The 12,285-nt window shown below is 74.5% G+C and carries 12 protein-coding genes; 5 read left to right on the forward strand and 7 right to left on the reverse strand.

Annotation, left to right across the window (positions count from 1 at the left end; genetic code table 11):
• Positions 1 to 92 precede the first annotated feature (92 nt).
• On the reverse strand, positions 93 to 1,454 hold the full coding sequence (locus ACFWJ4_RS26075) for a right-handed parallel beta-helix repeat-containing protein (RefSeq protein ID WP_380547543.1): 1,362 nt from the start codon (positions 1,452 to 1,454) through the stop codon (positions 93 to 95).
• 31 nt (positions 1,455 to 1,485) lie between these two features.
• Between ACFWJ4_RS26075 and ACFWJ4_RS26080 the strand changes: the two genes are divergently transcribed.
• Positions 1,486 to 2,703 (forward strand): Dyp-type peroxidase, encoded by a 1,218-nt coding sequence (locus ACFWJ4_RS26080; protein WP_380547546.1) that lies wholly within the window; start codon positions 1,486 to 1,488, stop codon positions 2,701 to 2,703.
• Positions 2,704 to 2,877: 174 nt separating this feature from the next.
• Here the strand turns inward: ACFWJ4_RS26080 and ACFWJ4_RS26085 are convergent, their stop codons facing one another.
• Both ACFWJ4_RS26085 and ACFWJ4_RS26090 read right to left on the reverse strand, forming a co-directional pair.
• A complete protein-coding gene (locus ACFWJ4_RS26085; RefSeq protein ID WP_380547549.1) occupies positions 2,878 to 4,170 on the reverse strand; it encodes a cytochrome P450 in 1,293 nt (430 codons plus the stop codon).
• A 102-nt stretch (positions 4,171 to 4,272) separates the two neighbouring features.
• Positions 4,273 to 4,911: a TetR/AcrR family transcriptional regulator gene (locus tag ACFWJ4_RS26090; protein WP_380547552.1), complete on the reverse strand. Its 639-nt coding sequence runs from the start codon at positions 4,909 to 4,911 to the stop codon at positions 4,273 to 4,275.
• A 101-nt stretch (positions 4,912 to 5,012) separates the two neighbouring features.
• On the opposite strand from ACFWJ4_RS26090, the gene ACFWJ4_RS26095 reads away from it, so the two are divergent.
• Positions 5,013 to 5,477, forward strand: coding sequence for a DUF4345 domain-containing protein (locus tag ACFWJ4_RS26095; RefSeq protein ID WP_380547555.1), 465 nt, complete (start codon positions 5,013 to 5,015; stop codon positions 5,475 to 5,477).
• Here ACFWJ4_RS26095 and ACFWJ4_RS26100 read toward each other — a convergent pair.
• The gene (locus tag ACFWJ4_RS26100) at positions 5,459 to 7,078 is read right to left on the reverse strand and encodes an FAD-dependent monooxygenase (RefSeq protein WP_380547558.1); all 1,620 of its coding nucleotides are present in this window, start codon (positions 7,076 to 7,078) and stop codon (positions 5,459 to 5,461) included. The genes ACFWJ4_RS26095 and ACFWJ4_RS26100 overlap by 19 nt on opposite strands.
• Positions 7,079 to 7,180: 102 nt before the next feature.
• Between ACFWJ4_RS26100 and ACFWJ4_RS26105 the strand changes: the two genes are divergently transcribed.
• The gene (locus ACFWJ4_RS26105; RefSeq protein ID WP_380547561.1) at positions 7,181 to 7,789 is read left to right on the forward strand and encodes a TetR/AcrR family transcriptional regulator; all 609 of its coding nucleotides are present in this window, start codon (positions 7,181 to 7,183) and stop codon (positions 7,787 to 7,789) included.
• A 60-nt stretch (positions 7,790 to 7,849) separates the two neighbouring features.
• Entirely contained in the window at positions 7,850 to 8,392 is a 543-nt protein-coding gene (locus tag ACFWJ4_RS26110; RefSeq protein WP_380547564.1) for an MOSC domain-containing protein, read from the forward strand.
• 167 nt (positions 8,393 to 8,559) lie between these two features.
• Here the strand turns inward: ACFWJ4_RS26110 and ACFWJ4_RS26115 are convergent, their stop codons facing one another.
• Complete coding sequence (locus tag ACFWJ4_RS26115; protein ID WP_224282060.1) at positions 8,560 to 8,841, reverse strand: metal-sensitive transcriptional regulator; 282 nt, start codon at positions 8,839 to 8,841, stop codon at positions 8,560 to 8,562.
• A gap of 112 nt (positions 8,842 to 8,953) precedes the next feature.
• A complete protein-coding gene (locus tag ACFWJ4_RS26120; protein WP_380547568.1) occupies positions 8,954 to 9,268 on the reverse strand; it encodes a heavy-metal-associated domain-containing protein in 315 nt (104 codons plus the stop codon).
• 251 nt (positions 9,269 to 9,519) lie between these two features.
• On the opposite strand from ACFWJ4_RS26120, the gene metF reads away from it, so the two are divergent.
• The gene (gene metF, locus ACFWJ4_RS26125; RefSeq protein WP_380547571.1) at positions 9,520 to 10,446 is read left to right on the forward strand and encodes a methylenetetrahydrofolate reductase [NAD(P)H]; all 927 of its coding nucleotides are present in this window, start codon (positions 9,520 to 9,522) and stop codon (positions 10,444 to 10,446) included.
• A 175-nt stretch (positions 10,447 to 10,621) separates the two neighbouring features.
• Here the strand turns inward: metF and ACFWJ4_RS26130 are convergent, their stop codons facing one another.
• Positions 10,622 to 12,283: a serine protease gene (locus ACFWJ4_RS26130; RefSeq protein WP_380547574.1), complete on the reverse strand. Its 1,662-nt coding sequence runs from the start codon at positions 12,281 to 12,283 to the stop codon at positions 10,622 to 10,624.
• Between the last annotated feature and the right edge of the window lie 2 nt (positions 12,284 to 12,285).

The raw sequence follows: 12,285 nt of genomic DNA on the forward strand, positions 1-12,285 counted from the left end.
GATATCTTCTGGACACGTCGGGGCGGGGCTTTCTAAAAATAAAACGGACGTGAACGCGACCCGAGCGCCCGCGCCCCCGGTCGCGCCCGGGGTCAGTGCTTCGGCACGGCGTCCGCGGACTCCGGCAGCGGGTAGGCGCCGGGGTCGACCGGGCCCGGGAGGTCGGTCGCCGGGCGGCCGGGCGCGGTCGGGTCCGGCAGCGACGGCTGGGCCGGCGGGGCCGGGACCTGGCTGAACGGGATGCCGGGCGGCGACTGGACCGGGCTGGTCCGGCCGAGGGGCGGGGCGCCGCGGCCCTGGACGGCGCAGCCCGCCAGGCCCTCCAGGCCGTCCGGGCTCTGGACGGCCGGCTGGTTGCCGGTGAAGCAGTTGCCCGGGTCGACGGAGGCGAGCACCAGGTCGGTGCCGTTGCCGGTGGCCCGGTTGTCCTCGACGCGGTTGCCGCTCGCCGGGTGCCCGGGCGGGTCGGTGACGAGGATCCCGGCCGCGCGGTTGCCCCGGACCAGGTTGCGCTGCACCTGGTTGACGGTGCCGCCGCCGATCCCGATGCCGATGCCGTAGGCGCCGTCGGCCTGTTGGGGGGTGTCGGTGGCGTTGTTGTCGGTGACGACGTTGCCCGCGAGCACCGCGCCGTGCTGCGGGGCGAGGGCTTCGAGGTCGTTGGAGTTGAGGGTGACGCCGACCCGGTTGCCGCGGACCAGGTTGCCGACGACGGTGAGGTTGTCGGAGGCGTTGGTGATCTCGATGCCGACGGCGTTGCGCTCGACGGTGTTGCCCCGCACCAGGGTGTCGCAGGGCTTGCACTGGCCGACGTAGATGCCGGAGTCGGCGCCCCCGGAGGCGTACGAGTCCTCGATGACTCCGCCGCGGGCGTCGAAGGCGTAGATGCCGTACAGGCCGTTGTTGTAGGCGGTGACGTTGCTGGCGCGGAAGCCCTGGACGGGCGGGAAGCGGACGGTGTCCAGCGGGTCGTAGGCGGAGCCGCCGGCGCCGTGCTGCTGCAGCTTCTCGTCGGTGACGCCGGTGAACAGCACGCCGTTGGCGAGGTAGCCGTGGACGGTGAGGTTCTCCACCACCGAGCCGGGGCCGGAGACGGTGATGCCGTTGACCAGCCGCAGGCCGCCGTCCAGGACCACGGTGTTGCGGTCGGTGCCGCGCAGCACGATCTTGGGCTTGGTGAGGCGCACGCTCTCCCGGTAGGTGCCCGGGTCGACCAGCACGGTGTCCCCCTCGCGGGCCACGTCCACGGCCTGCTGGACGGTCGGGAAGTGCTGCGGGACCCGGATGACCGTGCCGTCCGGGTGCTTGGCGTCGGAGGAGGCCGAGCCGCCCGAGGAACAGCCGGTGAGGGCGAGGACGGCGGCGGCGAGCAGCGCGGGCAGACGCCTGACGGTTCGGGTCCCGCGTGAGGGTGTTGCGGTCGGGCCGGGGTGACGGGTGGTCAAAAGTTGCATACGGCGTGTTCTATCGTCTCCAATGTCGCCCATGCATGCCGAAGCCGGAAAGGCGCAGGACCGGACACCGACCGTCAGGACCGGTGTGGGTCGGAGGGCTCTGATCACGGGCGGGGCGGTGGCGGCCGCCGGACTCGGTGCCGGGGCCGCGGCGCTGGCCCTGGGCGGCGGCGACGGCCGGGCGGACCCCGGCCGGCCGGCGGCGGCGCCGGAGCCGTCCGCCGTGCCCTTCCACGGCGAACGGCAGGCCGGGGTGACGGCCCCGCAGCAGCCGGCCACCCAGCTGCTGGCCCTCGACCTGGCGCCCGCCGCGACCTCGGACGGGCGGGCCGCCCTGCGCGGCCTGCTCGGCGGGCTGACCCGGGTGCTGGCCGAGGCGGCGGGCGCCCGCCCGGCGGACGCGCGGCTGCGGGACGGACGGCCGGCCGGGCTCAGCAGCCTGGTGGGGGTCGGGCCGGGCCTCGCCGCCCGGCTGGGGCTGAACGTTCCGCCGGCCCTGCTGACCGAGCTGCCCGCCTTCCCCGGGGACCGGCTCGACCCGGCGCGCGGCGGCGGCGACCTGGTGGTCCAGCTGTGCGCGGTGGACCGCTGGCCGCTGTCCGTGGTCGCCGAGCAGGTGGGCGATGCGGCCCGGGCGGCCGGCGCGACGGTGCGCTGGACGCAGTCCGGCTTCCTGGCCCGGACGACCGGGGGCGCCACCCCGCGCAACCTGTTCGGCTTCAAGGACGGCACGGCGAACCCGGACGGTACGGACAGCGGGCAGTGGGTCTGGGGTCCGCCGGGACCGTACGAGCACGGGACGGCGCTGGTCTACCGCCGGATCCGGATGGACACCGCCGCCTTCGCCGCCCTCCCCGGGGACCGCCAGGAGCAGGTGATGGGCCGCCGGGCCGGCGACGGCGCCCCGCTCACCGGCACGGCGGAGCACGACGAGCCGGACATCTACACCAAGAACCCGGACGGCTCGTACGTCATCCCGGCCACCGCCCACGTCCGCCTCTCCAGCCCCCGGCTGGACGGCGGCGCCCGGATGCTGCGGCGCGGCTACAGCTACGACGACGGCCCGGGCGACCGGGGCCTGCTGTTCTGCGCCTTCGTGCGCGACCCGGCCCAGTTCACCCGGGTCCAGAACCGGCTGGCCGCCCGCGACGCCCTCAACGCCTTCGTCGAGCACACGGCCTCGGCGGTGGCCTACGTGCTGCCGGGCGCGCCCGAGGGCGGGACGCTGGGGGACGGGCTGTTCGGATGAGCCGTTCGGACGAGCTGTTCGGGCGAACGGTGCGGAGGAACAGCCGCTGTCCGGCGGGAACATGAGCACCGGCGCAGCGACGCCGAGTGCGTCGAGCGGCGCCGGGAGCGGTGGCCGAGCGCCCTGCCCGACGGCTGGCGCCGAGCGGGGCGCCGACCGCGCTCCCGGACGCGGCTACCAGTCCACCGGGAGGCGGGCCGGGCTCCGGGTGGTGCCGCCGAGCTGCCAGGCGAGGTCCGCGACCGGGACGGTGAGGCGCAGGCCGGGCAGCGCGGTGGCGAGGCGGTGCAGGGACTCGCGCATCTCCAGCCGGACCCGCCAGGCGCCGATGCAGTAGTGCGGTCCGGCGCTGAAGGCGAGGGTGGGGGCGGCGAGCGGGAGGCCGAGGTCGGCGTCGAGGCCCTCGGGATGGACGGCCGGGTCGCGGTTGGCGCTGCCGAGGCTGACGGCGACGACCGAGCCGGCCGGGATGGTGACGTCACCGACCTCGATCGGCGCGGTGGTGCGGCGGATGGTGGCCTCGTCGTCGCCGAGCGGGATGTAGTGCAGCAGGCGTTCGGCGGTGCGCTCGGCGATGGCCGGGTCGGCGAGGCGCGGCCAGTGCTCGGGGCGTTCGCCGAGTACGTAGACCAGGGCGTTGGCGAGGGCCCCGGCGACGCTCTCGTTGCCGCTGGCGGTGAGCCCGGCGACCAGGAAGACGAGGGACTCCTCGGGGACGCCGCCGTCCTGGTCCGCGGCCCGGACCAGCCGGCTGACCAGGTCGTCACCGGGCTCGCGGCGCCGGCGGGCGACCAACTCGCCCATGAAGGCGCCGAATTCGGCGAGGGTGTCATCGTGACCGGTCTCGGTGCCGCGTCGCTCCTCGCCCCGGTCCTCGGCCTGGCCCTCGGCCGGGCTCCCGTTCTGGCCCTCGTTCTGGTTCGAGCTCCGGTTCCCGCCCTCGTCCTCGCCCTGGGCGAGCAGGGCGAGCGTCCAGCGGTGCAGCCGCTCCTCGTCCAGATGGTCGGGCCCGTCCCCGTCGAGCCCCATCAGCCGGGTGGTGACGGCGAACGGCACCGGCCGGGCGAACGCGGGGACGAGGTCGGCCGGCGGGCCGGCGGCGACCAGCCGGTCCACGGACTGCTGGACGGCGGCGGCGACCCAGGGCTGCCAGCCGGCGATGGCGCGCGGGGTGAAGGCCCGTTGGGCGGTGCCGCGCAGCCGGCGGTGGGCGGGCCCGTCCTGGTTGAACAGGGACGCCGGGTTGGCGGCCACGTCGGCGGTGGCACCCGCGGTGCCGACGTCATGCAGGTCGGCCCGGGTGACCCGGGGGTCGCCGAGGACCTGCCGGACGTCGTGGTAGCGGGTGATCAGCCACGCGGGGGTGCCGTCCGGGAGGGTGGTGGGGTGGGGCGGCTGGGCAGGGGTGAGGGGGAGCCGGTGGAGTGGGGGGAGGGTGGTCCGGGGGTCGGCTGCGACGGAGTCCATGGGTCCCTTCGCGGGGTTCGGAGGTCCGGCTGGTCGAGGGGAGTCGAAGCGCGTAATTGTCATATATTCATAGGCAATTGGACGCTTGTGGTGCTTCTCCCGTTACGCCCCGATGATATGCCCTCGGTGCCCCCGGTCGGGCGCCGGATCGGCGGGCAGCAGCGGCCGGAGGGCGCCCAGTACGGCACCGATGCAGGCGTCCCGCAGCTCGGTGCGGGTGCAGGTCTCCTCGGTCAGCCAGTCGATGACCAGCACCCGGACGAACACCAGCCAGCTGCGCAGGACCTGTGACACCGCCTGCCGCGCCCGCTCGTCCGCGAGCGGGAGGACGCCGAGCAGCCGGCCGCGCAGGGCGTCGAGCTCCTCGGCGATGATCGTCTGGATCACCTGGTCCCCGGCCAGCACCCGGTTGGCCGTGAGCACGGCGTGCCGGTTGGCGATGAAGTAGTCCAGGTGGGCGTCCATGCCCTCGACCAGCTGCTCGATCAGGGTGTCGGCCGGGTCGAAGCGGGTCTTGGCGAGCAGGCCGTCGGCGGCCTCCCGGTAGACCGCGGCGAAGAGGTCGTGCTTGCTCGCGAAGTGCCGGTACAGCAGCGCGCGGGAGACTCCGGCCCGCTCGGCGACCTCCTCCATCAGCACCTCCTCGTACGGCCGTTCGGCGAACAGTCGGGCGCCGACGGAGAGCAGCTGGGCGCGTCGCTCGGGGAGGGAGAGCCGACGGCGTCGTTCGTGGACTGGCATGCGGGCCAGGCTACTTGACACATGTCTACTTGTCGGCGCCGGCTTGGTGGGGCACGATTGGTAGACACGTGTCAACCAGACCTCTGACGGGTGGGTGGGTCATGGCCAAGGCGTTACGGGTGCTCACGTGGACGATGGGGATCGCCTGCGTGGCGATCGGGTTCCTCCACATCCTGCTGGGAAACGCCGCGATGCCCGGGATCGCGGACGCCGGTCCGACGGTCGGCAGCTTCGGCCGCTTCATGGGCGCGGTCTTCGCCGGGTACGGCGTCGCCTGGATCCGGGCCGCCCGGCAGGCGCCGGTGCCCGCCCGGACGGTCCGGCGGCTGGCGGCGGTGCTCCTGCTGGGCGGCCTCGCGCGGGTGCTGTCGATCGTGGTGGACGGCCGGCCGCACTGGTTCCAGCTGGTGCTGATGGCGATCGAACTCGGGCTCGCGCCGGTGTACTTGTGGCTCGCCGACGCCGACGAACGGGCTCGGGGCGGGAGCGGGAGCGGGGTCGGGAGCGGCAGCGGGGCCGGGGCCGTCGAGCGGCCGCGGGGCGGGGCTCAGCCCACCGGGGCGTAGTCCGCCAGGTGGGCGGCGAGGGTGGCCCGGTCGACGGTGGCGCCGGTCAGCGAGACGTAGCCGTCCGGGCGGACCAGCACGACGGCGTCGCCGCGGAGCCCGTACGCCCGGGCGACGTGGCCACCGGGGTCGAGCACGGCCGCCCGGCGCAGGCCCGGGAGGGCGGGCGGACCGAACGGGTCGGACGGGGTGGAGTCGGCGGGCAGGTCCGGGCCGCCGGGCGGTCCGGCCAGGGCCGGGTGCTCGCCGACCGTCAGCAGGGTGAGGTGCGGGCCGCGGAACAGGTCGAAGAGCCGGGTCGGCGTGTCGTCGGCGGTGGTGCAGGGCGCGTCGGGGGCGCGGTCGCCGGCCCGGATGCCGGTGGTGTCGTCGAGGTCGCGGCCGAGCGGCCCGCCCCGGTAGCCGACCGACAGCCCGGTGAAGTCGGCCCCCGCCGCATTGGACATGGTGCGGAACTGGTCGGTGAGGGCGCGGGCGCCGTCGGCGCTGAACAGCCTGCGGTGCTGGGTGGAGGTGGCGGCCAGGACGGCGGCGGCGACCGGCAGCCGCTCGGCCTGGTAGCTGTCCAGCAGTGCCTCGGGTGCGCCGCGCAGCACGGCGGCCAGCTTCCAGCTCAGGTTGTGCGCGTCCTGGATACCGGTGTTCATGCCCTGGCCGCCCGCCGCCGAGTGGCAGTGCGCGGCGTCCCCGGCGAGGAACACCCGGCCGTCGCGGTAGCGTTCGACCATCCGGACCGTCGGCCGCCAGACGGTGGACCAGGTCGGCTCGTGCAGCCGGACCCCGGGCAGGCCGGCCCGTTCGGCGAACAGCCGGCGGAAGGTCTCCGGGGTCGGGGCCGGCAGCTCGCCGTGCCCGTCCGGTTCGACGAGGACGTGCGCGGCCCAGGTGTCGTCCTCGCGCATCGGGACCAGCACCAGGGCGCCGACCCCCAGTCGGGGGTGGTTCCACAGGTGCATGCGGTCGGCGTCCAGGCCGTCCACGTCCAGGGTGGCCATCAGGAAGCGTTCCTCGTCCCAGGTCTCGCCGAGGAAGGGGATGCCGGCCAGTTTGCGGACGGTGCTGCGGCCGCCGTCGCAGCCGACGAGGTAGCGGGCGCCCAGCTGCTGGGTGCGGCCGTCGCGGCGGAGGGTGGCGAGCACGCCGTCCGCGTCCTGGGTGTGGCCGACCAGCTCGGTGCCGGTCTCGACGGTGACGCCGTACCCGGCGAGCCGCTCGCGCAGCACGGCCTCGGTGTGGTGCTGGGCGAGCAGCAGCATGCCGTTGTACGGGCGGTCGGGGGTCGGGCGGTTGGTGGGCGCCGGGTCGACCTCCCCGACGATCCGGTCGCCCTCGTAGGTGCGGACCTTGAGGTTGAGCGTGCCCCGGTCGAGGATCGCGTCCGCGACGCCGAGGTCGTGGAAGACCTCCAGCGTGCGCGGGGTGATCCCCTTGCCGCGCACGCCCCGGTCGCGGAAGCCCGGCTCCCGCTCGACGATGCGGCAGGCGACCCCGGCGCGGGCCAGGCCGAGGGCGAGCGCGAGGCCCACCGGGCCGGCGCCGACCACCAGGGCCTCGGTCGCACGGTCGGGGTGGGCGGGGCGAGTGCTGTGAACGGTGAGCATGACGGATCCCCCTCGGCCGTCCGGCCATAAGATACGGCGCGTTTCCTGCTTCCGACTGTAGACTCGGGCCCGCAAGAAACGCAACGTATCTACGAGGGGTGGGTGCGGAAACCCGTGGAGCAGGGCAAGCCGGCGCGGCGGCGCGGCGACGAACTGGAACGGGCGATCCTGGACGCCGTCTGGGGCGAACTCGTCGAGCACGGCTACGACCGGCTCACCATGGACGGCGTCGCCGCCCGCGCCCGGACCAGCAAACCGGTGCTCTACCGACGCTGGCCGAACCGCCCCGCCCTGGTCATCGCCGCCCTCGGCCACAACGCCCCGGACTTCCAGGAACCGCCGGACACCGGCGAGTTGCGCACCGACATGCTGCTCTTCATGCGCAGCCTGCTGCACCGCTTCGACGACCTGCCGGGCGAGGCCGTGCACGCCTTCCTGGTCGACCTGCTCCGCGACCCGGAACTCCGGGCCCGCTTCACCGGCTCGCTGACCTCCGACGGCCCGGTGAACACCCTGGAGACGATGCTGCGCAGAGCCGCCGACCGGGGCGAGATCAACCCCGACCGGATCACCCCGAGGGTCGTCTCGCTCCCGCTCGACCTGCTGCGCGACGCCTTCCTGACGGGCGGGACGGTGGCGCCGGACCAGGTGGTGGAGGAGATCCTGGACGAGGTCGTGCTGCCGCTGCTGCGGGCACCCTCGGAGGGCTGACCGTACGGTGGCCGTGCTTCAGCGCCGATCGAACGAACGTCCGTGAAGGGAGTCCGGAACATGAGCGGCACCGTGGTGGCAGTCAGCAGCAACGCCGAGTACTCGTTCACCAAGCCGAACCGGGACGGCATCATGCTGCTCGCCGGACTCGGCGTCGAGGGCGACGTGCACGCCGGGGTGACGGTCAGGCACCGTTCCCGCGTCGCCCAGGACCCGACCCTGCCCAACCTGCGCCAGGTCCACCTGATCCACCGCGAACTGCTCGCCGAACTCGGCGAGTCGGGCTTCGACGTGGCACCGGGCGCGCTCGGCGAGAACATCACCACCGAGGGCGTGGACCTGCTCGGCCTGCCGGTCGGCGCCGTGCTGCGGATCGGCCCGGAGGCGGCGGTGGAGATCACCGGCCTGCGCAACCCGTGCGCCCAGATCGACGCCTACCGGCCCGGCCTGCTCAAGCAGGTCGTCGGCCGCGCCGAGGACGGCACGATCGTGCGCCGCGCCGGAATCATGGGCATCGTCCGCACCGGCGGTCCGGTCCGGCCCGGCGACACCGTCGCGGTCGAGCTGCCCGACGGCCCGCACCGCCCGCTCGACCGGGTCTGAGGGCGTCGGGGTGTCGGGGCGTCGTCGATCGACGACCCGGTTGATCCCCCAAGTCGGCTGCTCCACAAGCCGGATGGCCGTCGAGCATACCCCCACCCCGTAACGGCGACGGCTCCCGGCGCGCGAGCAGCCGGGAGCCGGGGTGGAGCCTTCGTCGCTGACGAGGGTCAGGACCTGACCAGACGGGCGATGGCCTGATTGGCCTCGCGGATCTTGGTGCTCGCCTCCTGGCCGCCCTCGGCGATGGCGTCCCGGACGCAGCATTCGATGTGCTCGTCGAGGAGTTGGAGGGCGAAGGACTGGAGGGCGCGACTGGCGGCGGAGACCTGGGTCAGGACATCGATGCAGTAGGTGTCCTGCTCGACCATGCGCTGAAGACCACGGATCTGGCCCTCGATGCGGCGGAGCCGCTTGAGGAAGTCGTCCTTGTGGGAGCTGTAGCTGGCCATGGCCGTCTCCGGTTCCTGTGCGGTGAGGCGTGCCCACACTCTACCGGCGGCGCGGTAGGGGGAGTCGGCCCGGACGGGCGGGGTGGTGCCCGCCCGGGCCGACGTCCGCGGGTCAGCCCTCGACGCGGCCGACCAGGTCGTAGCCGGCCTCGTCGACGGCGGCGGCCACCTCGGAGTCGGCGAGCGACCGGGTGCTGCCGACGGTGACCTTGCCGGTGGCGAGGTCCACGGCGACGTCGTCGACGCCGTCGAGCTTCTTCAGCTCGGCGGTCACCGAGGTGACGCAGTGGCCGCAGGTCATGCCCTTCACCTGGAAGACCGAGGTCCGGGCGGACTCGGCGGCCGGGGCCGCGCCGGTGCCGCACGAGCCGCAGCAGGAGGAGGTCTCGGTGGCGGCGGACTCGACGGTGACGGTGGTCTCGCTCATGGGTGTGCTCCTGTCGTGGGTGCCCGGCGCCGGCCGGGCTGTCCGGGCGGCTGCTTCGCTGGTGAACATACCATACCCCCCTAGGGTAATGAAGAGGGTTCGCCGCGGCGCCTCCCGTCCGGCCGGCGCAGTGCCGTCCGGCGCGACGCGGGCGTCAACACAGCGCTGTGACAGTCCTGTTGCGGGTGCCCGGGCAAGGTGGGGGAGCTGCCCCGCATCCCCGACCGACACCACCACCAGAGGTGAACCCCATGGACCAGAGCACCCGGCCCGCCGCCCCGCGCGGCCTGCGCGAGATCCTCGCGGCCGGCGAGCGGACGTACTCCTTCGAGTTCTTCCCCGCCAAGGACGAGGCCGGTGAACGCGCCCTGTGGGCCGCGATCCGGCGGGTGGAGGCGGTCGCGCCGACCTTCGTCTCGGTCACCTACGGCGCCGGCGGCTCCTCGCGCGACCGCACCATCGGCACCACCGAGCTGATCGCCTCGCAGACCACCCTGCGCCCGGTGGCCCACCTGACCGCCGTCGGCCACTCCACGGCCGAACTCCAGGCCGTCCTGCGGCGCTACGCGGACGCCGGCATCCGCGACGTCCTCGCCCTGCGCGGCGACCCGCCGGGCAACCCCAATGGCGCCTGGCAGCCGCACCCGCAGGGCCTGCGGTACGCGGCCGAGCTGGTCCAACTGGTCAAGGACTGCGGCGCGTTCACCGTCGGCGTGGCCGCCTTCCCGGAACGCCACCCGCGCTCGGCGGACTGGGACGGCGACATCCGGCACTTCGTCGCCAAGTGCCGCGCCGGCGCCGACTACGCCGTCACCCAGATGTTCTTCGAGGTCGAGCACTACCTGCGGCTGCGCGACCGGCTGGCCGCGGCGGGCTGCGACACCCCGGTCATCCCCGAGATCATGCCCGCCACCGACGTGCGCCAGATCAGCCGCTTCGCCGAGCTCAGCGGCGCGTCCTTCCCGGCCGGCCTGGCGCGGCGACTGGAAGCGGCCCGCGGCGACCGCGCGGCGGCCCACCGGATCGGCGTCGACCACGCCACCCGGATGGCCGAGCGCCTCCTCCACGAGGGAGCCCCCGGCCTGCACTACATCACCCTGAACCGCTCCACCGCCGCACTGGAGATCCACCGCAACCTCAACCCGACGGCCCGCCTCCTGACCGCCACCCCCGCCTGACCCCGAACTCTCCCCGCAGATCCGTTCCGCGAGATCGGCGGGCGCGGGGAGCCCCTTGCCGTCCGGTGGCGGTCATCGGCGGCCGGGCCGGTGAGAACCGGCCCGGCCACCCCGCTGCACTCCACCCGTGCGAGGCCGGGACTTCCGGTGGGCGGCCGTCAGGTGTGGGCGGGGGTCACCGGGTGCGGTAGGCGTCGGTGATGGTCTGGTCGAGGGTGTTGCCGTCGGCGTCGGTGAGTTCGGCGTGCAGGGAGACGGCGGTGCCTGCCGGCGGGTTCTGGACGGTGACGGCGCCGGCCTCGACCGGGAGGCGGGTCCACGAGGCGCCGCCGTCGGTGGAGGCCGAGACGGTCAGGGAGCGGGTGCGGCCGTCGGCAGCGGCGCCCTGCACGGTGACCGGGATGCGCAGCGGGCTGCCGGCCGTCGCGGTGCCGGCCGGGGTGAGCTCGGGGGAGAACCGTACGACGCTCACCGGGAGGGCGGTCGGCCCGGTGGTGGCGGCCGAGGTGAAGGTCCAGGACGCGTTGACGCGGGTGGTCGCGCCGGCCGCGGCCTTGCGGGTCGCGGTGGCGGCCAGGCGGTACGAGGCCTTGCCGGGGGTCACGGTGAACTCGCCGCGTCCCGCCGCGCCGGACGCGGCGCCGACCAGCACGCCGTCGCGGTACAGCGAGGTGTAGGCGGTGTCGAACGACGGGGTCCACGGCGCGTGGCCGTCGCCGTCGGCGAGCAGCGGGACGTCGGCGGTGATCCGGTCGCCGTCGCGGGAGACGGCGGGCCGGTCGGTGAGTGCGGGGCCGAAGACGGGGCCGTCGAAGGTGTGGGTGGTCGTGGTGCCGGCCCGGACGGCGAGGCGGTCGGCGGTGTAGTGGTTCGGCCTGCTGCCGTCGGCGCGGGGGACGGTGACGCCGATGTCCCAGGTGCCGCGCTCGGGTGCGACGAGGAAGGTGGCGGTGCCGGGGGTGGCGATGCTCCGGGACTCGCCGATGCTCGCCCCGTCGGTCGGCTGGAGGCTGACGAGCGCGGTGCCGGCGCCGCCCGGTCCGGCGGCACCGCGGATGTTCACGGTGGCCAGTTCCCGCGCGGAGTAGTGCTTGCTGAGCCCGGTCAGCGCGCGGGTGCCGGAGAAGGTCCTGCCGAGCAGGTAGCCGCGGCTGCCGGTCTCCCAGTTGACGTCGAACCACTGCTTCACCTCCCCGGCCCCGGTCTCCGGTCCGAGGTGGGCGACGCGCAGGTTCGGCGACCCGTTGGCGACGTTGACGGTCCGGGTGGCACCCTCGTGGGTGACCTCGACGAACATCCCACTGTGCCGGAAGCGCGCGGTGTCGTCCGGCGGCCGGACGTCGACGAGGGCGGTGGTCCGCGCGTCGACGGTGACGGTGGTGTCGTGGTCGAGGTCGAGGCGCGGCTGGACGATCCAGTCCGTCCAGATCGTGCCGCCCGGCTCCAGACCCGAGGTCAGATTGCTGTCCAGCAGGTACCGGCCCTTGGGCAGCCGCACGGTGGTGGTGCCGGAGGGGGCGTCCAGTTGGACCGAGGTGTCGGCGCCGGGGCCGGAGATCCCGGTGACGCTGGTCCGGTACGGTGCGGTCGCGCGGCCGGCGCGGTCCAGGTGCTTGACGGTGAGGGTGTACGTCTCCGGCTCCGCGGCGAAGGCCGTGCCGGTGAGGGCCGTGCCGCCGAAGGCGGGGGTCGAGGTGCCGACCAGGGCGACGGCGACGGCCAGGGCCCGGAGGGCGTTCCGGCGGGAAACGGAACGGGAGGCGGAGCGGGCGGCGGAACGAGGGACGGAACGAGCGACGGAGCGGCGTGCGGAACGGGGAGCGGAGGTTGCGGTCATGT

The sequence above is a fragment of the Kitasatospora sp. NPDC127067 genome (genome assembly GCF_042724755.1).
In the GTDB taxonomy this organism is placed as follows: domain Bacteria; phylum Actinomycetota; class Actinomycetes; order Streptomycetales; family Streptomycetaceae; genus Kitasatospora; species Kitasatospora lactacystinica.